Source organism: Actinacidiphila yanglinensis, from assembly GCF_900107965.1.
Lineage (GTDB): Bacteria > Actinomycetota > Actinomycetes > Streptomycetales > Streptomycetaceae > Actinacidiphila > Actinacidiphila yanglinensis.
Genome location: NZ_FNVU01000009.1, coordinates 93,951 through 116,830 on the forward strand (window position 1 = coordinate 93,951; position 22,880 = coordinate 116,830).

22 protein-coding genes are annotated in these 22,880 nt (G+C 72.6%); 15 read left to right on the top strand and 7 right to left on the bottom strand.

Annotated features, from left to right (window positions below):
- Positions 1-50 precede the first annotated feature (50 nt).
- Together C4U44_RS21565 and C4U44_RS21570 are read right to left on the bottom strand one after the other, a co-directional pair.
- Entirely contained in the window at positions 51-1,265 is a 1,215-nt protein-coding gene (locus C4U44_RS21565; protein ID WP_103887600.1) for an MFS transporter, read from the bottom strand.
- Positions 1,266-1,487: 222 nt separating this feature from the next.
- Entirely contained in the window at positions 1,488-2,768 is a 1,281-nt protein-coding gene (locus tag C4U44_RS21570) for an ATP-binding protein (RefSeq protein WP_103887601.1), read from the bottom strand.
- Positions 2,769-3,030: 262 nt separating this feature from the next.
- Here C4U44_RS21570 and C4U44_RS21575 point away from each other — a divergent pair, with 262 nt between their 5' ends.
- Entirely contained in the window at positions 3,031-3,681 is a 651-nt protein-coding gene (locus tag C4U44_RS21575; protein ID WP_103887786.1) for a GNAT family N-acetyltransferase, read from the top strand.
- Positions 3,682-3,726: 45 nt separating this feature from the next.
- Here C4U44_RS21575 and C4U44_RS21580 read toward each other — a convergent pair whose 3' ends face one another.
- Complete coding sequence (locus C4U44_RS21580) at positions 3,727-4,464, bottom strand: haloacid dehalogenase-like hydrolase (RefSeq protein ID WP_103887602.1); 738 nt, start codon at positions 4,462-4,464, stop codon at positions 3,727-3,729.
- Between the two features lie 38 nt (positions 4,465-4,502).
- Positions 4,503-4,940, bottom strand: coding sequence for a nuclear transport factor 2 family protein (locus C4U44_RS21585; RefSeq protein WP_103887603.1), 438 nt, complete (start codon positions 4,938-4,940; stop codon positions 4,503-4,505).
- 154 nt (positions 4,941-5,094) lie between these two features.
- On the opposite strand from C4U44_RS21585, the gene C4U44_RS21590 reads away from it, so the two are divergent.
- Together C4U44_RS21590 and thrS are read left to right on the top strand one after the other, a co-directional pair.
- On the top strand, positions 5,095-5,679 hold the full coding sequence (locus C4U44_RS21590) for a PadR family transcriptional regulator (protein WP_103887604.1): 585 nt from the start codon (positions 5,095-5,097) through the stop codon (positions 5,677-5,679).
- 154 nt (positions 5,680-5,833) lie between these two features.
- Complete coding sequence (gene thrS, locus C4U44_RS21595) at positions 5,834-7,816, top strand: threonine--tRNA ligase (protein ID WP_103887605.1); 1,983 nt, start codon at positions 5,834-5,836, stop codon at positions 7,814-7,816.
- 42 nt (positions 7,817-7,858) lie between these two features.
- On the opposite strand, the gene C4U44_RS21600 is transcribed toward thrS, so the two are convergent.
- Positions 7,859-8,524, bottom strand: coding sequence for an ion channel (locus C4U44_RS21600; protein ID WP_103887606.1), 666 nt, complete (start codon positions 8,522-8,524; stop codon positions 7,859-7,861).
- A gap of 66 nt (positions 8,525-8,590) precedes the next feature.
- On the opposite strand from C4U44_RS21600, the gene C4U44_RS21605 reads away from it, so the two are divergent.
- A complete protein-coding gene (locus tag C4U44_RS21605; protein ID WP_103887607.1) occupies positions 8,591-9,148 on the top strand; it encodes an HIT family protein in 558 nt (185 codons plus the stop codon).
- A gap of 249 nt (positions 9,149-9,397) precedes the next feature.
- Here C4U44_RS21605 and C4U44_RS21610 read toward each other — a convergent pair whose 3' ends face one another.
- On the bottom strand, positions 9,398-11,047 hold the full coding sequence (locus C4U44_RS21610; RefSeq protein WP_103887608.1) for a hypothetical protein: 1,650 nt from the start codon (positions 11,045-11,047) through the stop codon (positions 9,398-9,400).
- Positions 11,048-11,190: 143 nt separating this feature from the next.
- On the bottom strand, positions 11,191-13,434 hold the full coding sequence (locus tag C4U44_RS21615) for an elongation factor G-like protein EF-G2 (protein ID WP_103887609.1): 2,244 nt from the start codon (positions 13,432-13,434) through the stop codon (positions 11,191-11,193).
- Positions 13,435-13,734: 300 nt separating this feature from the next.
- Between C4U44_RS21615 and pgsA the strand changes: the two genes are divergently transcribed.
- From pgsA to yajC, 11 genes are all read left to right on the top strand, one after another.
- Positions 13,735-14,403 (top strand): phosphatidylinositol phosphate synthase, encoded by a 669-nt coding sequence (pgsA, locus tag C4U44_RS21620; RefSeq protein WP_200823344.1) that lies wholly within the window; start codon positions 13,735-13,737, stop codon positions 14,401-14,403.
- Entirely contained in the window at positions 14,400-15,407 is a 1,008-nt protein-coding gene (locus tag C4U44_RS21625) for a phosphatidylinositol mannoside acyltransferase (RefSeq protein WP_103887611.1), read from the top strand. Before pgsA ends, C4U44_RS21625 begins: the two co-directional genes overlap by 4 nt.
- A complete protein-coding gene (locus tag C4U44_RS21630; protein ID WP_103887612.1) occupies positions 15,404-16,525 on the top strand; it encodes a glycosyltransferase family 4 protein in 1,122 nt (373 codons plus the stop codon). Before C4U44_RS21625 ends, C4U44_RS21630 begins: the two co-directional genes overlap by 4 nt.
- Before the next feature lie 190 nt (positions 16,526-16,715).
- A complete protein-coding gene (locus C4U44_RS21635) occupies positions 16,716-17,267 on the top strand; it encodes a hypothetical protein (RefSeq protein ID WP_103887613.1) in 552 nt (183 codons plus the stop codon).
- Between the two features lie 101 nt (positions 17,268-17,368).
- On the top strand, positions 17,369-18,283 hold the full coding sequence (gene pdxS, locus C4U44_RS21640; RefSeq protein WP_103887614.1) for a pyridoxal 5'-phosphate synthase lyase subunit PdxS: 915 nt from the start codon (positions 17,369-17,371) through the stop codon (positions 18,281-18,283).
- A 7-nt stretch (positions 18,284-18,290) separates the two neighbouring features.
- Positions 18,291-18,884, top strand: a complete 594-nt coding sequence (gene pdxT / locus C4U44_RS21645; RefSeq protein WP_103887615.1) for a pyridoxal 5'-phosphate synthase glutaminase subunit PdxT — start codon at positions 18,291-18,293, stop codon at positions 18,882-18,884.
- A gap of 65 nt (positions 18,885-18,949) precedes the next feature.
- Positions 18,950-19,702 (top strand): YebC/PmpR family DNA-binding transcriptional regulator, encoded by a 753-nt coding sequence (locus C4U44_RS21650; protein ID WP_103887616.1) that lies wholly within the window; start codon positions 18,950-18,952, stop codon positions 19,700-19,702.
- Between the two features lie 160 nt (positions 19,703-19,862).
- The gene (gene ruvC, locus C4U44_RS21655; protein WP_103887617.1) at positions 19,863-20,414 is read left to right on the top strand and encodes a crossover junction endodeoxyribonuclease RuvC; all 552 of its coding nucleotides are present in this window, start codon (positions 19,863-19,865) and stop codon (positions 20,412-20,414) included.
- A complete protein-coding gene (ruvA, locus tag C4U44_RS21660; protein ID WP_103887618.1) occupies positions 20,411-21,028 on the top strand; it encodes a Holliday junction branch migration protein RuvA in 618 nt (205 codons plus the stop codon). Before ruvC ends, ruvA begins: the two co-directional genes overlap by 4 nt.
- Before the next feature lie 97 nt (positions 21,029-21,125).
- On the top strand, positions 21,126-22,205 hold the full coding sequence (ruvB, locus tag C4U44_RS21665; RefSeq protein ID WP_103887619.1) for a Holliday junction branch migration DNA helicase RuvB: 1,080 nt from the start codon (positions 21,126-21,128) through the stop codon (positions 22,203-22,205).
- A gap of 164 nt (positions 22,206-22,369) precedes the next feature.
- Positions 22,370-22,855 carry a preprotein translocase subunit YajC gene (gene yajC / locus C4U44_RS21670; protein WP_103887620.1) on the top strand — a complete coding sequence of 162 codons (486 nt, stop codon included), beginning with the start codon at positions 22,370-22,372 and terminating at the stop codon, positions 22,853-22,855.
- Positions 22,856-22,880: the final 25 nt, after the last annotated feature.

A 22,880-nucleotide genomic window follows, 5' to 3' on the forward strand; every position in this document is an offset into this window, starting at 1 on the left:
GCGCACCACAACGGCCGCCCCCCGGGCGGCCGTTGTCGTTGCCGCTCCCGTCACACCGAGCCCGGCCCCGGCTGTCCGCCCGCCGCGGGCCCGGTCCGGTGGACCGGGCGGAGCGCGGCGGCGGCCACGGCCAGCGGCACGACCGCGACGAGCACGAAGACGAGGCGGTAGTCGACAGCGGTGACAAGTCCCGCGCCGGCGGCCTGGGTCAGCGGCTGCGGGGCGAAGAGCAGGAGGCCGACGGCGGCCGAGGCGCGGCCCTGGCTCTCGAGCGGGACCAGCCGCTGGGTCAGGGTGATCGTGGCCACCAGGCACCAAGGGAGGGCGAACCCGAGCACCACGGAGCCGAGCAGAGCGGGGACCAGGGCGCCGGTGGCGCGCAGACCGGAGCCGAGGGCGAGGTCGAGCACTCCGAGCAGGATCAGCCGGCGTTCGCCGACGCGGCGGATCATCGGGCCGGCCAGCAGCCCGCCCGCGACGGAACCGGCGCCGAGCAGCGCGGACAGCACCCCGAGGAAGCCCGGCGGGCGGTGCAGGGCCGCCACCAGGCTGTACTGCGCGGCGACCGCGACGCCCGACATCCCGATCGCCGTGCCGGACAGGACGACGGCGAGGCGCAGTTCGCGGATGCGGCCGAGCCGGCGCAGGCCCGAGGTCAGGTCGGCGCGCCAGTCGAAGGGCCTGCGTGCCGGCCGGGGTTGCGCGTAGCGCACCAGCGCGGTCGCCCCTGCTGCGACGGCGAAGGTGCCCGCGTCCAGGGCGGCGACGGCACCGCCGCCGGCCAGGGCGAACAACCCCGCGCCGGCCAGCGGCGCGACCAGGCGGCCGGCCTCCTGCAACGCCAGCGACGCCCCGTTCAGGCGCTCCCGGGTCTCCGGCGTGAAGATCCGCGCGAACAGCGCGCTCTCCGCGGGACCGGTGAGCGTCATCGCGCAGCCGTAGCCGAACATGGCCGCGTAGATCAGCCAGACGTCGTCGCGCGAGCGCACCAGCACCATGGCGAGGACGACCGCCGCAGCGGTGAGGTTGATGCCGGTCAGCAGCGGCTTCAGCCGGTACCGGTCGGCGATCGCCCCGCCCAACGGCCCGAGCAGCACGGGGGCGTAGACGCACACCGACGCCAGCGCGGCGGCGGCGCTGCTGCCCGTGAGGGTCTTGATCCAGATCCCCGCCACCAGCGACATGGCGTTGTCGCCGAGCAGCGACAGGCCGAGACCGACCAGGTAGGCAACGGCGTTGCGGCGTTCCGGCCGGTCGGTCGTCATGCCTTGCCCGCACGGACGGCAGGAAACATGAGCCCGATTAACTCAATCTGCTGACGACGTGTCAAGAGGCCGCCCGCCGCCGCACGACAGCGGCTCGGCAGCCACGCGCGGGGTGGAGGGCGCCGGTGCGCCGGGGCGCCATCGGATCCCGGTGGCCGGGGGGCCGGTGGGCGTCCTACGGGGAGGCTCGGTTCGCGGGGGTCGACGCGGCGGGGCAGGCGGTCAGAGGCGGGCGTGGTGGGAGATGTCCTCCTCGAAGTCGGCCAGCGCGCGGTCGGTGAGGGTGGGGCGGACGTCGGCGATCGCCGCGAGGTAGTCGTCCGTGCCGGCGGGCGTGCCGCGGCGGTGGGTGACCTCGCGCTCGAAGGCGGCGTGCGAGCCCTTGCGGGCCGCGAACTCGATGTCCGCGGGGGTGAACATCTCGCTGGCGTCGACCAGTCGCGGCAACTCCACCGTGCCCGCCGCCGCGCCGAGGTAGCGGCGCCAGATCGCCTCGCGCGCCACCGGGTCGGGAGGACCGACCGGGATCACGTAGTCGAACCGGCCCGGGCGCAGGAACGCCGGGTCCAGCGAGCGGACGGAGTTGGTGGCGCAGATCAGCAGCCGGTCGTCGTGGTCGCGGAAGCCCGGGATCAGCTTGAGCAGTTCGTTGGTGACGCCGTGTCCGGGGTCCGCGGCCAGGCCGGACCGCACGCCCGCGATCTCCTCGACCTCGTCCACGAAGAGCACCACCGTCTCCAGGTCGGCGAGGTCGGCGAAGGCGTCCCGGAGCGAGGCGGCCAGCCCGCCGGCGTCACCCGCGGCGAGACGGGACGGGAACAGCTCGACGAACGGCCAGTCCAGGCGGGACGCGACGGCCTTCGCGAAGCTGGTCTTCCCGGTGCCGGGCGGACCGAAGAGGATCACCGCCTTCGGCGGCGAGACGCCGTAGCGCTCGGCGAGGGCGGGCTCGGCCAGCGGGAGGACGACCCGGCGCTCGATGGCCGCCTTCTCGCGGACCATGCCCGCGAGCGCGTCCCACAGGCCCGGCGGCTGGACCCGCCCGCCGAGCTCCGCGAGCAGGCCCGCGTCGGCGGAGCCGAGGTGCTCCACCTTCTCGTAGAAGGCCAGACCGGTACGGGCGTGGTAGCCGGAGTTCTCCAGGGCGGTGGTGCCGGTGGCGCCCGGGGCGAGCAGCGCGCCGATCCTGCGCACCCCCCGGCCGCGCAACCGCCGCTCCAGCTCGGCGATCAGGGCCGAGCCGATGCCGCGGTTGCGCCAGTTCGAGGCGAGCGCGACCAGCGTGATCCAGGCCCGCTCGCCCTGCGTGCTCGCCACGGCCATGCCCACGATCTCCTCGCCGACCACGGCCACCACCGCCGGCTCGCCGGTCCGGGCCGCGGACATCACCTCGGAGACCGGGAACACCGGGTGGGCGTCGTCCGCCGGCCGGTCCTGGTCCCAGATCTGGATCGCCCGGTCCAGGTCGTCGTCGTGGAAGTCGCGCAGTCGCCACGTCGGCATCATCGCCACCTTGCCGGCCGGAAAAGGGTGCCCTCACACCATTTTCGTCATTCTCCCCATTGCTCCTCATTGTCGGTGCGGAGTGGGCGTGCGGCGACCGGGCGCGGCGGCCTCCCCGGGTCGCTGCCGGGGGATATCCGTACGACAACGTGCGGCGCGGATGGCACGATGCGCGGTGCGCGGTGCCGCCTGTGCACGACCCGCACGACCCGCACGACGAGAACGACGAGAACGACGAGAACGACGAGAAACACGGATGGCCATGACCTTCACGTTGAACGGGCCGGTACTCGAGGGCGACCTGGTCCGCCTGGAGCCGCTGGAGCACCGGCACATACCCGACCTGGCCGTGGCCGCGGAGGAGGACCGCGGGTCGTACGGCTTCACCTGGGTGCCCAAGGGGGACGAGGTGCGCGGCTACATCGACGGGCAGCTCGCGCGCGCGGCCTCGGGCCGGCTCGCGCCGTACGCCCAGGTGCTCAGGTCGTCGGGGCGGGCGGTCGGCGCCACCTCCTTCTGGGACCCGCGGTTCGCCGTCTCGCCGGACGCCCTGTCCGCGATCGAGGTCGGCTTCACCTGGCTGGCGCGTTCGGCGCAGGGCACCGGACTCAACACCGAGTCCAAGTTCCTGCTGTTCCGGCATGCCTTCGAGTCCTGGCAGGTGGGGCGCGTCGACCTCAAGACCGATGCCCGCAACCTGCGTTCGCGCGCCGCCATCGAGGCCGTCGGTGCCACCTTCGAGGGCGTGCTGCGCAACTGGTCCCGTTCCTGGGCGCCGGGCGAGGAGGGCCGCCTCCGCGATTCGGCGATCTTCTCCATCACCGCCGACGAGTGGCCGGCCCGCCGCGCCCACCTCCAGGAGCGCCTGGCCGCGATCCACGCCCGCGCGCGGGAGAGCGCCGCCGGCAGCTGACCGGCCCGACCCCGGCGATCAGGGCCCGCAGGGTACGGGCACGGTTCAGGCGAGGTGCGCGAGGCCCCGGGCCGCCAGGAAGCCGGGCCAGGCCGCCGCGTGGTGGGTCAGGTCGGGGAGGACGAGATCGGCGGCGGCGAGCTCCGGGGCGGGGGAGCGGCCGGTGGCGACGGCTATCGCGAGGGCGCCGGCGTCGTGGGCGCCCCGGATGTCGTGCGGGGTGTCGCCGATGACGATCGTGCGGGAGCCGGCGAAGGGGGCGCCGTAGGCGGCGGTGGCCCGTTCGCGGGCCCGCCGGACCAGGTCGGCGCGGTCGGTGCCGTCGGCGCCATACCCGCCGACGGAGAGGTCGAGGTGCGCGGTGAGGTCGCAGGCGGCGAGCTTGGCGCGGGCGATCGGGCGCAGGTTGCCGGTCACCAGCGTCTGGACGGTGCCGCCCGCGGCCAGCGCGGCGACGGTCTCGCGCGCGCCCGGCAGGACCGTACCGACCTCCCGCATCCGCGGGGCGTACTCCTCGGCCGCGTCGGCCAGCGCCGTGTACACCGCCGCGACCAGCGGCTCGGACGAGGCGATGCCGTTCAGCCGCAGCACGTCCGCCACGATCGCCCGGTCGGTCCGGCCGCTCATGTCGGGGAACTCGGTGGGCCGCCGCCCGGTCACCCGGTGGAACGCCAGGGCCCAGGTCTCCTGGCTGACGCCGCCGCCGATGGCGACGAGGGTGCGGTCGACGTCCCACAGCACGAGCAGCGGGCCGGCTCCGGCGGGGTCCTCGGCGGTGGCCATGCCCGGCAGCGTAGTGGACGGGCCGGGCGGACGGCGGGCTACCGCGGTGCGGGCGCCAGGCCGTCCGCCACCAGCCCGGCGAGCACCGCCTCGCCCAGCACCTGGACCGCGGACTGCGGCCGCACCATGACGGTGAACTCGCGGATGCGGCCGGCCGGGTCGAGGTGGATCAGGTCGATGCCGTTGATCTCGCGGCCGTTCACGGTGGCCCGGAACAGCAGGACCGCGGCCGGGGTCTCGGCGTCGTCGGCCAGGGTCAGCGCGGCGCCGTCGAGGCGGCCGACGTACCGGAAGTCCTCGAACGTGCGCAGCAGCACCCCGAACAGGCCCAGCACCTGGGCACGGCCCTCGAAGGGGCGGAACTTCACCGGGCTCCAGAGGCGGACGTCCTCGGTGAACAGCTCGCCGAGCGCGTCGAGTTCGCGCCGCTCGACGGCGGTGCGGAAACGGTCCACGGCGGTGTCGGTCGCGGTCATGGCGGCGGCGCTCCTGGTTCTCGGGGCCGGGCCTCGCGGCCCCGGCGGATAGTCAGTGAATTGAGTAGTCAGTTCCTTGAGTATCTTGAGTATCGTGCCCGGGTACGAGCCCGAGGACAACCCCGGGCGCCGGAAAGGAAAGGGGGCCGCGCGGATGGCGCTGCGCCACGCCGTACTCGCGGCGCTGCTGGACGAGGAGCTGAGCGGCTACCAGCTCGCGAAGTCCTTCGGTCTCGGCGTCGCCAACTTCTGGCAGGCCGTGCCGCAGCAGCTCTACGCCGAACTGCCCAAGCTGGAGCGGGAGGGACTCGTCGCCGGCCGCAAGGTGGTGCAGGAGGGCCGGCCGGACAAGCGCGTCTACCGGGTCACCGACCTCGGCCTCGCCGAACTGGAGCGGTTCGCCGCCGCCACCGACAAGCCGTCCGTCATCCGAGACGACCTCATGGTCAAGGTGCAGGCGGCCGACCACGTCGACACCGGCATCCTCATCGCCCGCCTCACCGAGCGGGCCGCCCTGGCGCAGGCCCGGATCGAGCTCTTCGACAAGCTGCTGCGCACGATGCGCGGCGACGCCACCGAGGAGGAGTACCTGCGGCACGGCGCCCGGATCGGCCCTTACCTCACCTGCCTGCGCGGCCTCGCCTTCGAGCGCGGCAACCACGCGTGGTACGAGCGCACCGTCGCGGTGCTGCGCGAGCGGGGCGGGTCCGGCGGGGACGTGTCGCAGGCGGTGCCGTAGCAACGCCGGTCCCCCTCGGGGCACGCGCTGCGAGGTGCCGTGGCGGCGGTCGTACCCGCGGCTTCGCGATTGCCCGCCCGGGCTCGGTACGATTCAGCGCAACGGCGGCGGACGAGCCGCCCGCGCCCGTGGTATTCGAGTCAGGAGCAGACCGGTGTCAGACCTCCGTGTGATCATCAAACGCGATTCCGCCGAACCGGAAGAGCGGGTGGTCACGACGGGCACGACCGCAGCCGATCTGTTCGAGGGCGAGCGCTCCGTGGTCGCCGCCCGGATCGGCGGCGCCCTCAAGGACCTCGCGTACGCGGTGGCCGACGGCGACGTCGTCGAGGCGGTGGACATCACCAGCCCCGACGGGCTGAACATCCTCCGGCACTCCACCGCCCACGTGATGGCGCAGGCAGTGCAGGACATCTTCCCCGAGGCCAAGCTCGGCATCGGCCCGCCGATCAAGGACGGCTTCTACTACGACTTCGACGTGCCGCAGCCCTTCACCCCCGACGACCTCAAGGCCGTCGAGAAGCGGATGCAGGAGATCCAGAAGCGCGGCCAGCGCTTCTCCCGGCGCGTGGTCACCGACGAGGCGGCCCGCGAGGAGCTGGCCGACGAGCCGTACAAGCTGGAGCTGATCGGCCTCAAGGGCTCGGCGGCGAACGCCGAGGACGGCGCGGACGTCGAGGTGGGCGGCGGCGAGCTGACCATCTACGACAACCTCGACGCCAAGACCGGCGAGCTGTGCTGGAAGGATCTGTGCCGCGGCCCGCACCTGCCCAGCACCCGCGCCATCCCCGCCTTCAAGCTGATGCGCAACGCCGCGGCGTACTGGCGCGGCAGCGAGAAGAATCCGCAGCTGCAGCGGATCTACGGCACCGCATGGCCGACCAGGGACGAGCTGAAGGCCCACCTGGAGTTCCTCGCCGAGGCCGAGAAGCGCGACCACCGCAAGCTCGGCTCCGAACTCGACCTCTTCTCCTTCCCCGACGAGCTCGGCTCGGGCCTTGCGGTGTTCCACCCGCGGGGCGGGGTGATCCGCAAGGAGATGGAGGCGTACTCGCGCAAGCGCCACGAGGAGTCCGGGTACGAGTTCGTCAACACCCCGCACATCACCAAGGCGAAGCTCTACGAGACCTCCGGTCACCTGCCGCACTACGCCGAGGGCATGTTCCCCCCCATGGAGTTCGAGGGGCAGGAGTACTACCTCAAGGCCATGAACTGCCCGATGCACAACCTGATCTTCGACGCGCGTGGCCGTTCCTACCGCGAACTGCCGCTGCGCCTCTTCGAGTTCGGGACGGTGTACCGGTACGAGAAGTCCGGCGTGGTGCACGGCCTGACCCGCGCCCGCGGCTTCACCCAGGACGACGCGCACATCTACTGCACCAGGGAGCAGGTGCCCGAGGAACTGGACTCCCTGCTCACCTTCGTGCTGAACCTGCTGCGGGACTACGGTCTGAGCGACTTCTACCTGGAGCTGTCCACCCGCGGTGACTCCGACAAGTTCATCGGCTCGGACGGCGAGTGGGAGGAGGCCACCGAGCAGTTGCGGCAGGCCGCCGAGAAGCAGGGCCTGGAACTGGTGATGGACCCGGGCGGCGCGGCCTTCTACGGCCCGAAGATCTCCGTCCAGGCGCGGGACGCGATCGGCCGGACCTGGCAGATGTCCACCATCCAGGTCGACTTCCAGCAGCCGGCCCGGTTCAAGCTGGAGTACACCGCTGCCGACGGCTCCCGGCAGCAGCCGGTCATGATCCACCGGGCGCTGTTCGGGTCGATCGAGCGCTTCTTCGCGGTGCTGCTGGAGCACTACGCGGGCGCCTTCCCGGCCTGGCTGGCCCCCGTCCAGGCGGTCGGTATCCCGGTCGGCGACTCCCACGTCCCCTACCTCCAGGAGTTCGCGGAGGAGGCCAAGCGCAAGGGGCTGCGCGTCGAGGTGGACGCCTCCTCCGACCGGATGCAGAAGAAGATCAGGAACCACCAGAAGCTCAAGGTGCCGTTCATGATCATCGTCGGCGACGAGGACATGTCGCACGGCACGGTGTCCTTCCGCTACCGCGACGGCTCGCAGGAGAACAACATCCCGCGCGACCAGGCGCTCGCCAAGCTCGTCGACGTCGTCGAGCGCCGCGTCCAGGTCTGAGCCGGGCGCCGCGACCCGACGAAGCCCCCGGCCCGCCGCCGTTCAGCGGGCCGGGGGCTTCTCGTCGCCCTCGCGCGAGAACACCTGGAGCAGCCACGAGGAGAACGAGCCGGTCACCGCGCCCAGCAGCGCCAGACCGCCGATCATCAGCCCCACCGCGATGGTGCGGCCGAGCGGCGTGATCGGGGTGATGTCGCCGTAGCCGACCGTGGTGATCGTGGAGGACATCCACCACATCGAGTCGCCGAAGGTGCGGATCGAGGCGCCCTTCGCGTCCCGCTCCTGCTGGTAGACCGCGAGCGCGCCGGTGAAGCCGAGCAGCACCGCGGACATCCCCGAGTACGCGATCACCCGCGCGTACAGGCTCAGCCGCGGCTTCTCCCGGCGCCGCTGGATCACCTGGTACATCGAGACGAAGCGCAGCGGGCGCATCAGCGGCAGCACCAGGACGACGGTGTCGAGGACGTGGTGGCGCACGTGGGCGAGCAGCGACGAGGAGTAGTCGCCCAGCCGCCAGCGGACCACGTAGTCGACCAGGAACACCCCCCAGGCCGCGTAGATCACACCCAGGCAGATGTCGTGCCCGTAGGCGGGCATGCCACGGGCGAGCACGTGCACGGCGTACGCGGCGAGGAAGAGCAGCGAGACGGCGAAGAGGGGTCCCTCACTGCGGGTCTCCCAGCGGACGAGGCGGGGGTCGGCGGCCATCCGGTCAGGATCGCGGGAGGTACCCGGTGGCAGCCCCGGCGACACGCGGGGCAGGGGGTTGGCCATATGCTGAACGGCATGACGAGTGAGCCGGAGCAGCGGGGTGGGGCGGGGGGTCCGGACGCGTTCCAGCGGCTGTGGACTCCGCACCGGATGGCGTACATCCAGGGGGAGAACAAGCCGACCGGGCCCGGTGCGGGCGACGGCTGTCCCTTCTGCGCGATCCCCGCGAAGTCCGACGAGGACGGGCTGATCATCGCCCGCGGGGAGCGGGCGTACGCCGTGCTCAACCTCTACCCGTACAACAGCGGGCACCTCATGCTGGTGCCCTACCGGCACGTGGCGGACTACACCGACCTGGACGCGGGGGAGACCGCGGAGGTCGCGCTCCTCACCAAGCGGGCGATGAGCGCTTTGCGCGCGGCTTCCGGGGCGCAGGGGTTCAACATCGGGATGAACCAGGGGGACGTGGCAGGCGCGGGGATCGCGGCGCATCTTCACCAGCATGTGGTGCCGCGCTGGGGTGGCGACGTCAACTTCATGCCGGTGGTCGGCAATACGAAGGTGCTGCCGCAACTTCTCGCCGACACCCGTAAGTTGCTCGCGGACGCCTGGCCGAGCTGATCCTCCGGGGTGCCCCGTCCTGTAGTCACGGGACTTTGCGGTCCGCGGTGATTGTCCGCGCAGTTCTCCCCCCAGCCTGGCGGCTGGGTGTGGGTGCCCCACGCGCCCCTTGGTGGTTGCCCTCTTTTCGCGGAAAGAGCCGCACAAACCAGGGGCGCGGGGAACTGCGCGAGAAGCCCACCACCGGCAGGTGGTCCCTCGACCGGCGGTCAGGGGCACCCTGGAGGGTCAGGGGCACCCGGGGGGCCCTTACGCGTCGTACGCGTCGGCCTTCTTGGGCTCCACGCCCTGGACGAGGCCGCTCAGCGCCATGGAGCGGCTGGTGAACTGGCTGATGTCGACCCCGTTCTCGTCCATCACCTGGATCGCGGCGGCGTGCACCGCGCGCAGCACGGGGGTCGCGGCGCGCAGCGCGTCATCCGCCATGAAACGGTGCTGCCAGGGCTTGTCGGCCCAGGTGTGGCGCAGGCCGAACGGCTCGGGGAGCTTGAAGGAGCCGCCGAGGTAGTCGAGGACCGCCGGGAAGCGGGTGAACGGCGCGCGGGCGGTGAGCCGCACCACCTCCGCGGGCGTGACGACCGGCAGCGAGATCTTCTTGGTCTCCCAGAACTTGAAGGACTTGTTGACCGTCTTGGTCGGCGCGCTGGGCTTGCTGCTGAACAGCCCCTTGATCGGGCCGAGCGCGTGCCCGGTGACCTCCACCCGCAGGGTCTGCGCGAGGACGGTCACGGTGGTCATGAGGGTGATCACCAGGTTGCCGTCCCACAGCACGAACTGGACGCCCAGGTAGTGCCGGTTGCCCTTGCCGAACTGCTGGTTGTTGCAGATCCGCTGGATCTCGAAGTCCTTGACGGTGTACGCCTCGACCTCGGTGCCGGTGGGCCGGCTGATGCTGCCGGCGCCCTCGCCGATCGGCGCCACCACCCAGTGCCGTATCGACGGCCGGGGGAAACCGCCGGTGTGCAGGGGCCCGCGCTCCAGCATCCGCAGCCGGTCGTGGATCGCCCGGACCACGTCCCAGCTGCGGAACGGGTTGATCTCCTTCATGTCCTCGCGCGGGACCAGCTCCTCGGCCATCTGCCAGCTTCCCCAGCGGCTGCCCATGCCGAGTATCCCCTTGGGGCCCGCGTAGAAGACGACGTTGCTGCTCTGCTCGGCGGCGAGCTTGGCCAGGCTCTGCCGCAGGGTCTCCGCGCGGAGCTGGTTGGGGTTGCGCGGCACCGCCTCGGGGATCTTCGCGCCGACCCCGGAGCCGCCGGCCAGGCCGCCCCAGCGGTCCCGCAGGTCCTTGGCGGTGCGCTCGCACATCCGGCGCGCCAGGAACCAGCCGATCACCGGGACGATCATCACCAGCCGGAAGTACTCCCGCCAGAAGCCGGTGAACGGCGGCCGGATCGCCAGCAGGATCGCGAGCACGGCCGCGACGGCGAGCACCGCGCCGCCCAGCGCGCCGGCCCGGTTGCCCTTCTCCTTCAGCCCGGTCAGCGAGCGGCGCAGCTGGAACGCGCCGAGCCAGGCCAGGGTGCCCGGCAGGAAGAGCACCCCGCACACGCCCATGACGGCGGCCAGCCGGGTGTCGCGCTCCTGCCGGATCCGGGTGGCGGCCAGGCAGTGCTCGACCACGGTCTGCGGTTCGATGCCGAAGGACTGCACGAGCTCACCGCGGGCGGCGCCGAGCATCCGGACCTGGACGGCGCGGGCGAACGCCTCGCCGAGGTTGGGCTCGAACAGCGACAGCCGGGGTGGGGTGATCTTGGCGCCGTCGCTGATGTCGACCAGTTCCTGCATGGTCGAGTCCCGGTACGCGGCGGAGGCCAGCGCCTGGGTGGCCGCCGTCTCGCCGTCGGTCCCCAGCAGCGGGACCTGCGCCCCCGGGCTGAAGTCGAACCCGTCTGTCACCGCAGCCCCCACTCGCCGTCCGACCCGCACCAGTCCAGCACCGGCACACGTGTTCCCACGCTGTTTCTCCGCTCCGACCAGCCCATTCCCCGTGCGGGGGCGCGTCACACGTTCGGAGCAGTCTCCACATTACCGGCGCGGCGTCACCTGGCGCGCGCCGTCTGCTGTTCCTCCTCCTCCAAGTGGCGCAGCTTCGCGGCCAGTTGTGCCGGCATCGGTTCGTGCCGGGCGTAGTGGCGGCTGAACCTGCCGGTGCCGTGCGACAGGGAGCGCAGGTCGACGGCGTACCGGCCGATCTCGATCTCCGGGACCTCGGCGCGCACCATCGAGTGGCCCTGGCCGGCCGGTTCGGAGCCCAGGACCCGGCCGCGCCGGCCGGACAGGTCGCTCATCACCGGACCCACGTACGCGTCGGGCACCAGCACCCCGATCTCGTCGACGGGTTCGAGCAGGTGGATCGGGCACTCCGTGGCGGCCTCGCGCAGCGCCAGCGCGCCCGCGGTCTGGAAGGCGGCGTCGGAGGAGTCCACCGAGTGCGCCTTGCCGTCGGACAGGGTGACCCGGATGTCGACCACCGGGAAGCCCAGCGCGACCCCGCGGGCGGCCTGGGCGCGGATGCCCTTCTCCACCGACGGGATGAACTGGCGTGGCACCGCACCGCCGACCACCTTGTCGACGAACTCGACGCCCGAGCCCACCGGCAGCGGCTCCACCTCGATCTCGCAGATCGCGAACTGCCCGTGCCCGCCGGACTGCTTGACGTGCCGGCCGCGCGCCGTGGCGGGCTGCCCGAACGTCTCGCGCAGCGGCACCTTGTGGGCGACGGCGTCGACCTGCACCCCGTAGCGGCTGCGCAGCCGCTCCAGGGCCACGTCGGCATGCGCCTCGCCCAGGCACCACAGCACCACCTGGTGGGTGTCGGGGTTCTGCTCCAGCCGCATCGTGGGATCCTCGGCGACCAGCCGGGAAAGGCCCTGCGAGAGCTTGTCCTCGTCGGCCTTGCTGTGCGCCTCGATCGCGACCGGCAGCAGCGGGTCGGGCATCTGCCAGGGCGCCATCAGCAGCGGGTGGTCCTGGCCGGAGAGGGTGTCGCCGGTCTCGGCCCGGGTCAGCTTCGCCACGCACACCAGGTCGCCCGCCGCGGCGGACGGCACCGGGCGCTGCTGCTTGCCGAACGGCGAGGACAGGGCGCCGATCCGCTCGTCGACGTCGTGGTCCTCGTGCCCGCGGTCCTCCATGCCGTGCCCGGAGACGTGCACGGTCTCGTCGGGCCGCAGCGTGCCGGAGAAGACCCGGACCAGGCTGAGCCGGCCGACGTAGGGGTCGGAGGTGGTCTTGACGACCTCGGCGGCCAGCGGGCCCTCCGGGTCGCACGCCAGCTGCGGCCGGGGGTGCCCGTCGAGGTCGGTGACCGGCGGCGCCGTGCGCTCCAGCGGGGTGGGGAAGCCGCCGGTGACCAGTTCGAGGAGTTCCACGGTGCCCAGTCCCTGCCGGGCGCCTTCGGCGGCGGGCGCGGCGGCCAGCACCGGGTGGAAGGTGCCCCGCGCCACGGCCCGCTCCAGGTCCGCGACCAGGGTCCCGACGTCGATCGACTCGCCGCCGAGGTAGCGGTCCATCAGCGTCTCGTCCTCGCTCTCGGCGATGATCCCCTCGATCAGCCGGTTGCGGTCCTCGGCCAGCTGGGGCGCGAGGTCCGGGCCGGGCTCGGCCTCGACCCGCTCGCCGGAGGAGTAGTCGTAGACCCGGCCCGTGAGCAGCCCCACCAGGCCGGTGACCGGGGCGTGGCCGTCGGGTCCGGCCGGGCCGTGCAGCGGCAGGTACAGCGGCAGCACCGCGTCCGGGTCGTCGCCGCCGAGCTCGCTCGCGCACTGCGCGGCGGTCTCCTCGAAGCCGGCCCGCGCGGACTCCAGGTGCGTGACCACCACGGCCCGCGGCATGCCGACCGCGGCGCACTCGTCCCACACCATCCGCGTCGCGCCGCCGATGCCCTCGCCGTCCTGCGCGGCCGAGACGACGAAGAGGGCCGCGTCCGCTGCTCGCAGACCGGCCCTCAACTCCCCGACGAAGTCGGCGTATCCGGGGGTGTCCAGCACGTTGACCCGGACTCCGCCCCACTCCACGGGGACGAGTGAGAGTTGCACGGAGCGCTGCTGGCGCTGCTCGATCTCGTCGTGGTCGGACAGCGAGCCGCCGTCCTCGACCCGGCCGGCCCGGCCCACCGCCCCGGTGGCCAGCGCCAGCGCCTCCACCAGCGTGGTCTTGCCCGCGCCGCTGTGTCCGACCAGCACCACGTTGCGCACCGTCTCGGGGCGACTCCCGGCGGGAGCCGCCGCCGATACGCCTCCGGCGGCCCCGGAGGCCGCGTCCTTCTTACCGCCACCGCTCATCAGTCCCGCCTCCCGGGGGTCGCTCCGCGGGTGCGTACAGGTCCTCTTCGACGGTACGCCCAATCGGGTGCCCTGACCCCCCAGGGAGCGCGCCTTGTGCGCGCGCCGCACCCGCCGGGGGCGCGACGGGCGCGCCACCGGCGGGCCGTCCCGGGGCGGACGGGACGCGGCAGCCCGGAGGGTCGGGGGCGCGCGGGAAAAGGGCTGGCTACGATGGGCCATCCGGCGGCCGATCCGGCCGCCGTGTTCGGACACCTTCGAACATCTCGCTCCGAACCCCACCGACCTGTCGGGAAGGCCATGCTGAACAAGTACGCGCGTGCGTTCTTCACGCGTGTTCTCACGCCGTTCGCCGGATTCCTCCTGCGCAAGGGGGTGTCACCGGACACGGTGACCCTGATCGGCACCGCCGGTGTCGTCGCCGGCGCGCTGGCCTTCTACCCCAGGGGGGAGTTCTTCTGGGGCACTGTCGTCATCACGCTGTTCGTGTTCTCCGACCTGGTCGACGGCAACATGGCCCGCCAGGCCGGCCGTTCCAGCCGCTGGGGCGCGTTCCTGGACTCCACCCTCGACCGCGTCGCCGACGGAGCCGTCTTCGGCGGGCTCGCGCTGTGGTACGCGGGCGGCGGGGACAACCTCACGCTCTGCGCGGTCACCATCTTCTGCCTGGCCAGCGGCCAGGTGGTGTCGTACACCAAGGCGCGCGGCGAGGCGATCGGCCTCAAGGTCGCCGTCAACGGCCTGGTCGAGCGCTCCGAGCGGCTCGTCATCACCCTGGTGCTGTGCGGCCTGGCCGGATTCCACCGCACCTTCGGCGTGCCCGGCATCCAGTGGCTGCTGCCGATCGCGCTGTGGGTGGTCGCCGTCGGCAGCCTCATCACCCTGATCCAGCGGGTCGTCACGGTGCACCGCGAGGCCGCCGAGGCCGAGGCCGCCGAACAGCCGGTCGGCCAGGGGAGCGGCGTGTGAAGGAACGCCTCACCGACGGCCTGTACGGTCTCGGCTGGAGCGCGGTGAAGACGCTGCCGGAGCCCGCGGCCAAGGCGCTCGGCCGGACCGTCGCCGACGCGGCCTGGCGGCAGCGCGGCAAGGGCGTCCAGCGGCTGGAGGCGAACCTCGCCCGCGTCGTACCCGGCGCGGGACCCGAGCGGCTGCGCGAGCTGTCCCGCGAGGGCATGCGCTCCTACCTGCGCTACTGGATGGAGTCCTTCCGGCTGCCGGCCTGGAGCAAGGACCGGATCCGCGGCGGGTTCGCCCCGCAGGACGTGCACTGGCTCACCGACGGGCTCGCCGCCGGCCGCGGCGTCATCCTCGCCCTGCCGCACATGGGCAACTACGACCTCGCGGGCGCATGGGTCACCACCAAGCTGGAGACGCCGTTCGCGACCGTCGCCGAGCGGCTGAAGCCCGAGACGCTCTACGACCGGTTCGTCGCCTACCGCGAGAGCCTGGGGATGGAGGTCCTGCCGCACACCGGCGGCTCGGCCTTCGGCACCCTGGCGCGGCGGCTGCGCGCGGGCGGCCTGGTCTGCCTGGTCGCCGACCGTGACCTGTCCAGCAACGGCGTGGAGGTCGACTTCTTCGGCGAGCGGACCCGGATGCCCGCGGGCCCGGCGATACTCGCCCAGCAGACCGGCGCCCTGCTGCTGCCGGTCACCCTCTGGTACGACGCGTCGCCCGTCATGCAGGGCCTGGTGCACCCGCCGGTCGAGGTCCCGGCCGAGGGCGACCGGACCCGGCGCACCGCGGTGATGACCCAGGCGCTCGCCGACGCGTACGCCTCGGGCATCGCCGAGCACCCGCAGGACTGGCACATGCTGCAACGGCTCTGGCTGAGCGACCTGCCCGCGCGGGCGCCCCGGCCGGCGGAGGCGGCTCCGGCCGATGCCTCCGCGGAGCCGCCGTCCGGCGACGCACCGCCGTCCGCCGGCTCCACCGCGCCCACCGAGCGCCCCGGGACGGAGAGAACTTGAGGATCGGGATCGTCTGCCCGTACTCCTGGGACGTCCCCGGTGGCGTCCAGTTCCACATCAGGGATCTCGCCGAGCACCTGATCGCGCGCGGCCACCACGTGTCCGTGCTCGCGCCGGCCGACGACGAGACCCCGCTGCCGCCGTACGCGGTCTCCGCCGGCCGGGCCGTCCCGGTGCCGTACAACGGCTCCGTGGCGCGGCTGAACTTCGGCTTCCTGTCGGCCGCGCGGGTCCGCCGCTGGCTGCACGACGGCGGCTTCGACGTCATCCACATCCACGAGCCGACCTCGCCGTCCCTCGGGCTGCTCGCCTGCTGGGCGGCCCGCGGCCCGATCGTGGCGACCTTCCACACCTCCAACCCCCGCTCGCGGGCGATGATCGCGGCCTACCCGATCCTGCAGCCCGCCCTGGAGAAGATCAGCGCGCGGATCGCGGTCAGCGAGTACGCCCGGCGCACCCTGGTCGAGCACCTCGGCGGCGACGCCGTGGTCATCCCCAACGGTGTCGACGTCGGCTTCTTCTCGGGCGCCGAACCGCGCCCCGAGTGGCAGGGCGACACGATCGGCTTCATCGGGCGCATCGACGAGCCGCGCAAGGGCCTGCAGGTGCTGATGCGGGCGCTGCCCGGGATCCTCCGGGAGCGGCCCGGCGCCCGCCTGCTGGTGGCCGGGCGCGGTGACGAGCAGGAGGCCCTGGAGCCGCTGCCGGCCGAACTCCGCGACCGGGTCGAGTTCCTGGGGATGGTCAGCGACGAGGACAAGGCGAGGTTGCTGCGCAGCGTCGACCTGTACGTCGCGCCGAACCTCGGCGGGGAGAGCTTCGGGGTGATCCTCGTCGAGGCGATGTCCGCGGGGGCGACGGTGCTGGCCACCGATCTCGACGCGTTCGCCCAGGTGCTGGATCAGGGTGACGCGGGGGAGATGTTTCCCAACGGGGACGCGGATGCCCTTGCCGCGGCGGCGCTGCGGATTCTGGGGGATCCCGAGCGGCGCGACCGGCTCCGGACGCGGGCGTCCGCGCATGTGCGGCGGTTCGACTGGTCCGTGGTCGCCGCGGAGATCTTGTCCGTTTACGAGACGGTCACGGCCGGAGCGGAGGCGGTGCGGCCCGCGCGGTGACCCTCCGGGGTGCCCTGACCCCTCAGGGCGCCCCGTCCTGTCGGTTCAGGGACCTTGCGGTCCGCCGTGGCTTGTCGCGCAGTTCCCCGCGCCCCTGGTTTGTGCGGGTCCCTCCGCGAAAAGAGGGCAGCGGGCGTGAGGCACCGCGGCGGGAGTCCGCGGGTCCACCCGCGGAATAGGGTGAGCTCTCGTGACCACCCTGATTTGCGTTGTCGTGGTGCTGGCCCTGCTGGGGCTCTACCTGAGCTGGACCGCGGGTCGCCTGGACCGCCTGCACGCGCGGATCGACGCGGCCCGCGCCGCGCTGGACGCGCAACTGCTGCGCCGCGCCTCGGTCGCCCAGGAACTCGCCACCTCCGGCATCCTGGACCCGGCCGCCTCCATCGTGCTCTACGAGGCCGCGCACGCCGCCCGCCAGGCGGAACCGGACCAACGCGAGGTGGCCGAGAGCGAGTTGAGCCAGGCGCTGCGGGTGGTGTTCGCGGAGCGCGACGCGGTCGTGGAGATCGACGCCGCGCCGGGCGGTACCGAGGCGGTCGGCGAGATGACCCAGGCGGTACGCCGCGTGCCGATGGCCCGGCGGTTCCACAACGACGCCGTCCGCGCCGCCCGCGCGGTCCGCCGGCACCGGGTGGTGCGGTGGCTGCGACTGGCCGGCCACGCCCCGTTCCCGCTCGCCTTCGAGATGGACGACGAGCCGCCCGCGGTGCTGACCACCGAGGGCGGCGCCACCGCCCAGTAGGCGTGCCAGGGGAGCCACCTGCGCCGAATTGGCCCTTTCCGGTGATCCGGCACCAGCCGGACGATGGAGGAAATTGCCCCGTCACCTGGAGTGAGGTCACCGTGTCCACCGCTTCCCCGTCCGCAGCAGCGTCCCCCGAGACCGGCACCGCCCGCGTCAAGCGCGGCATGGCAGAGCAGCTCAAGGGCGGCGTGATCATGGACGTCGTCACCCCCGAGCAGGCGAAGATCGCCGAGGACGCGGGCGCCGTCGCCGTCATGGCGCTGGAGCGGGTGCCCGCCGACATCCGCAAGGACGGCGGCGTGGCCCGCATGTCCGACCCGGACATGATCGACGGCATCATCGGCGCCGTGTCCATCCCGGTGATGGCCAAGTCCCGGATCGGCCACTTCGTCGAGGCCCAGGTGCTCCAGGCGCTCGGTGTCGACTACATCGACGAGTCCGAGGTGCTGACCCCCGCGGACGAGGTCAACCACTCCGACAAGTGGGCCTTCACCACCCCGTTCGTCTGCGGTGCGACCAACCTGGGCGAGGCGCTGCGGCGGATCGCCGAGGGCGCGGCGATGATCCGCTCCAAGGGCGAGGCCGGCACCGGCAACGTGGTCGAGGCCGTCCGCCACCTGCGCCAGATCAAGGGCGAGATCTCCCGGCTGCGCGGCCTGGACAACAACGAGCTGTTCGCCGCCGCGAAGGAGCTGCGCGCCCCGTACGAGCTGGTCCGTGAGGTCGCCGAGCTGGGCAAGCTGCCGGTCGTGCTCTTCTCCGCGGGCGGCGTGGCCACCCCCGCCGACGCCGCGCTGATGCGTCAGCTCGGCGCCGAGGGCGTCTTCGTCGGGTCGGGCATCTTCAAGTCCGGCGACCCGGCCAAGCGTGCCGCGGCCATCGTCCGCGCCACCACCTTCTTCGACGACCCGAAGGTCATCGCGGACGCCTCCCGCAACCTCGGCGAGGCGATGGTCGGGATCAACATCGACACCCTGCCGGAGTCCGAGCACTACGCGAACCGCGGCTGGTAAGGCGACGATGACGAGCTCTCCCACCATCGGCGTCCTGGCCCTCCAGGGTGACGTCCGGGAGCACCTGGCAGCCCTGGCCGCGGCGGACGCCGCGGCCACGGCCGTCCGGCGCCCCGAGGAACTGGCCGGTCTGGACGGCTTGGTGATACCCGGCGGCGAGTCCACCACCATCTCCAAGCTCGCCGCGCTGTTCGGGCTGACCGAGCCGCTGCGCGCCGCGATCAGGGACGGGCTGCCGGTCTACGGCACCTGCGCGGGCCTGATCATGCTCGCCGACAAGATCCTCGACCCCAGGTCGGGGCAGGAGACCTTCGGCGGCATCGACATGATCGTGCGCCGCAACGCCTTCGGCCGGCAGAACGAGTCCTTCGAGGCGTTCGTCGAGGTCGAGGGCGTGCCCGGCGGCCCGGTCGAGGGCGTCTTCATCCGCGCGCCGTGGGTGGAGTCGGTCGGCGCGAACACCGAGGTGCTCGCCGAGTACGACGGTCACATCGTCGCCGTGCGGCAGGGCAGCGTGCTCGCCACGTCGTTCCACCCGGAGCTGACCGGTGACCACCGGGTGCATGAACTCTTCGTGTCCGCAGTGCGCGCGGGGAGCTGACCGTCTCCCGGTAGGATCGAGCGCGCGACGAAGAACAGCACTGGTGACGCGAAGGAGACTGTCGGATGTCCGGCCACTCTAAATGGGCTACGACGAAGCACAAGAAGGCCGTGATCGATGCCAAGCGCGGCAAGCTCTTCGCGAAGCTGATCAAGAACATCGAGGTCGCGGCGCGTACCGGCGGCGCCGACCCCGACGGCAACCCGACCCTCTTCGACGCCATCCAGAAGGCCAAGAAGAGCTCGGTCCCGAACAAGAACATCGACAGTGCGGTCAAGCGCGGCGCCGGTCTCGAGGCCGGTGGCGCGGACTACCAGACGATCATGTACGAGGGCTACGGGCCGAACGGCGTCGCCGTCCTCATCGAGTGCCTGACCGACAACCGCAACCGTGCGGCGTCCGACGTGCGGGTGGCGATGACCCGCAACGGCGGCTCGATGGCCGACCCCGGCTCCGTGTCGTACCTGTTCAACCGCAAGGGCGTGGTGATCGTCCCCAAGGGCGGGCTGGGCGAGGACGACGTGCTCGGCGCGGTGCTGGACGCGGGCGCCGAGGAGGTCAACGACCTCGGCGAGTCCTACGAGGTGATCAGCGAGGCCACCGACCTGGTGCCGGTCCGCAAGGCCCTCCAGGACGCCGGCATCGACTACGACTCCGCCGACGCCAACTTCCTGCCCACCATGCAGGTCGAGTTGGACGAGGACGGGGCGCGCAAGATCTTCAAGCTGATCGACGCGCTGGAGGACAGCGACGACGTGCAGAACGTCTTCGCCAACTTCGACGTCTCCGACGAGGTCATGGAGAAGGTCGACGCCTGACCGCGCGGATGACGCGTGACCATGCCTGACGGGCTGTCAGGGAGGGGCCGACGGGACACACCCCGTCGGCCCCTCCGCTGTTTGTCGGTGCCAACCGATAACCTGCACGAACAGGTTGGCGAAGCCGGCCGGCGGCGGACGTGCGCGGGGAAGGGGTGGCATGCGGGTGCTCGGCGTGGACCCGGGGCTGACCCGGTGCGGCGTCGGCGTGGTCGACGGCGTGCCCGGCCGGGCGCTGACGATGTCCGGGGTCGGCGTGATCCGCACCCCGGCGGACGCCGACATCGGCCATCGGCTCGTGCTGATCGAGCGGGGCCTGGAGGCGTGGCTGGACGAGCACCGCCCCGAGGCCGTCGCCGTCGAGCGCGTCTTCAGCCAGCACAACGTCCGCACCGTGATGGGCACCGCCCAGGCCAGCGCGGTCGCGATCCTGTGCGCGTCCCGGCGGGGCCTCCCGGTGCACTTGCACACCCCCAGCGAAGTCAAGGCGGCCGTCACCGGCAGCGGCCGGGCCGGGAAGGACCAGGTCGGCGCCATGGTCACCAGGCTGCTGCGGCTGGACGCCCCGCCCAAGCCCGCCGACGCCGCCGACGCGCTGGCGCTGGCCATCTGCCACATCTGGCGCGCCCCGGCCACCAACCGCCTCCAGCAGGCCGTCGCCGCCCATCGCACCGCCCGCTCGCCCGTACCCACCCAGGAGCCCGCCCCGTGATCGCCTTCGTCAGTGGCCCGGTGGCCGCGCTCGCCCCCGACACCGCGGTCATCGAGGTCGGCGGGATCGGGATGGCCGTGCAGTGCGCGCCCGGAACCCTGGCCACCCTGCGGATCGGCGAGCCCGCCCGGCTGGCCACCTCCCTGGTGGTGCGTGAGGATTCCCTCACCCTCTACGGCTTCGCCGACGACGACGAGCGGCAGGTCTTCGAGCTGCTGCAGACCGTCAGCGGGGTCGGCCCGCGGCTGGCCCAGACGATGCTCGCCGTGCACGCCCCGGACGCCCTGCGCGCCGCGGTGGCGGCCGGGGACGAGAAGGCGCTCACCGCCGTGCCCGGGATCGGCAAGAAGGGCGCACAGCGGCTGCTGCTGGAGCTGAAGGACCGGCTGGGGGCGCCGCTGGGCACCGCGGCCGCCCCGGCGGGCCCGGCCCGGGCCGTGACGCCGCCGTCCTGGTCCGAGCAGCTGCTCACCGCGCTCGTCGGGCTCGGCTACGCGCCGCGGGAGGCCGAGGAGGCAGTGGCCGCCGTCACCCCGCAGGCCGAGGCCGCCGCCGAGCCGCATGTCGGCACCCTGCTGCGGGCGGCCCTGCAGACCCTCAACCGCACCCGCTGACCGCCCCGCCGCCGGCGCCCGCCACCGCCCACTGAACAGCCGCCCACCGACCCCGTCCGAGCCCCGCCGACCGCCCGCCCGACCCGAGAGACCTGCCATGAACTGGGACGACGCCCCCGCCGACACACCCGACCGGCTGGTCGGGTCGGCCGCCGACCGCGAGGACCAGGCGGTGGAGGCGGCGCTGCGCCCCAAGGAGCTGGACGAGTTCATCGGGCAGGAGCGGGTCCGCCAGCAGCTCGACCTGGTGCTCAAGGCCGCCCGGCAGCGCAACGCCACCGCCGACCACGTCCTGCTCTCGGGCGCTCCCGGCCTGGGCAAGACCACCCTGTCCATGATCATCGCGGCCGAGATGTCCGCGCCGATCCGGATCACCTCCGGCCCGGCCATCCAGCACGCGGGGGACCTCGCGGCGATTCTGTCGTCGCTCACCGAGGGTGAGGTGCTCTTCCTCGACGAGATCCACCGGATGTCCCGCCCCGCCGAGGAGATGCTCTACATGGCGATGGAGGACTTCCGGGTCGACGTGATCGTCGGCAAGGGGCCGGGGGCCACCGCCATCCCGCTGGAGCTGCCCCCGTTCACCCTGGTCGGCGCCACCACCAGGGCCGGGCTGCTGCCGCCGCCGCTGCGCGACCGCTTCGGCTTCACCGGCCACATGGAGTTCTACGCCCCCGCCGAGCTGGAGCGGGTGATCCACCGCTCGGCCGGGCTGCTGGACGTGCGGATCGACGCCGACGGCGCCGCCGAGATCGCCGGCCGCTCCCGCGGCACCCCCCGGATCGCCAACCGGCTGCTGCGCCGGGTCCGCGACTACGCCCAGGTGCGGGCGGACGGGGTGATCACCCGGGAGATCGCCGCCAGTGCCCTGGAGGTCTACGAGGTCGACGCCCGCGGCCTGGACCGGCTGGACCGGGCGGTGCTGCACGCCCTGCTGAAGCTCTTCGGCGGCGGCCCGGTCGGCCTGTCCACGCTCGCCGTCGCGGTGGGGGAGGAGCGGGAGACGGTCGAGGAGGTCGCCGAGCCCTTCCTGGTGCGTGAGGGACTGCTCGCACGCACTCCCAGGGGCCGGGTGGCGACCCCCGCGGCCTGGTCCCACCTGGGCCTCGTACCGCCTCCGCAGGCCGGTGGGACGAGTCCGGGCGGATCAGGACAGACCGGCCTGTTCGGAACCTGACCTCGGTTAGACTCTTCCGATTAGGAACCCCCATGCAATGCTGGGCGTTGTTCCATCGGCGAGCCAGCGCTTAGACTCCGCCGACGCCCTTCCTCTGGATCGGCACCCACATCCCGAAATCCAGGCCATCCCCCACGTTGGCCGTGCGAAGGAATGTCCACACCGTGAGCATCGGAATTCTCCTCCCCCTGATCCTGATCGTCGGCGTCATGTTCATGATGACCCGGTCGCAGAAGACCAAGCAGCGCCAGGCGTTGGAGATGCGCAACAAGATGGAGCCCGGCACCGGCGTGCGCACCATCGGTGGCATGTACGCCGTGGTCAAGGAGGTGAACGACGAGACCGTCCTGCTGGAGATCACGGACGGTGTTCACGCCCACTTCGCCAAGAGCGCCATCGGCACCGTGCTCTCCGAGGAGGACTTCAACCGGATCGTGCACGGCATCGAGCCCGAGGAGCCGGCCGAGGACGGCGCCGAGGCGGCCGCGGAGGACACCGAGCCGGCCGACGGCGTGGCGGACGCGGATGAGGCACACGACGGCACCGAGGAGCACATCAGCCTCGACAAGTCCGGCGCGGCCGCGGAGCAGGACGACTCCGCCGCGCAGGACGAGCCCGTCAAGGAGCCGAACGGCTCCGCGTCCAAGTAAGCGACCCGGCTTCATCCACTCGTGG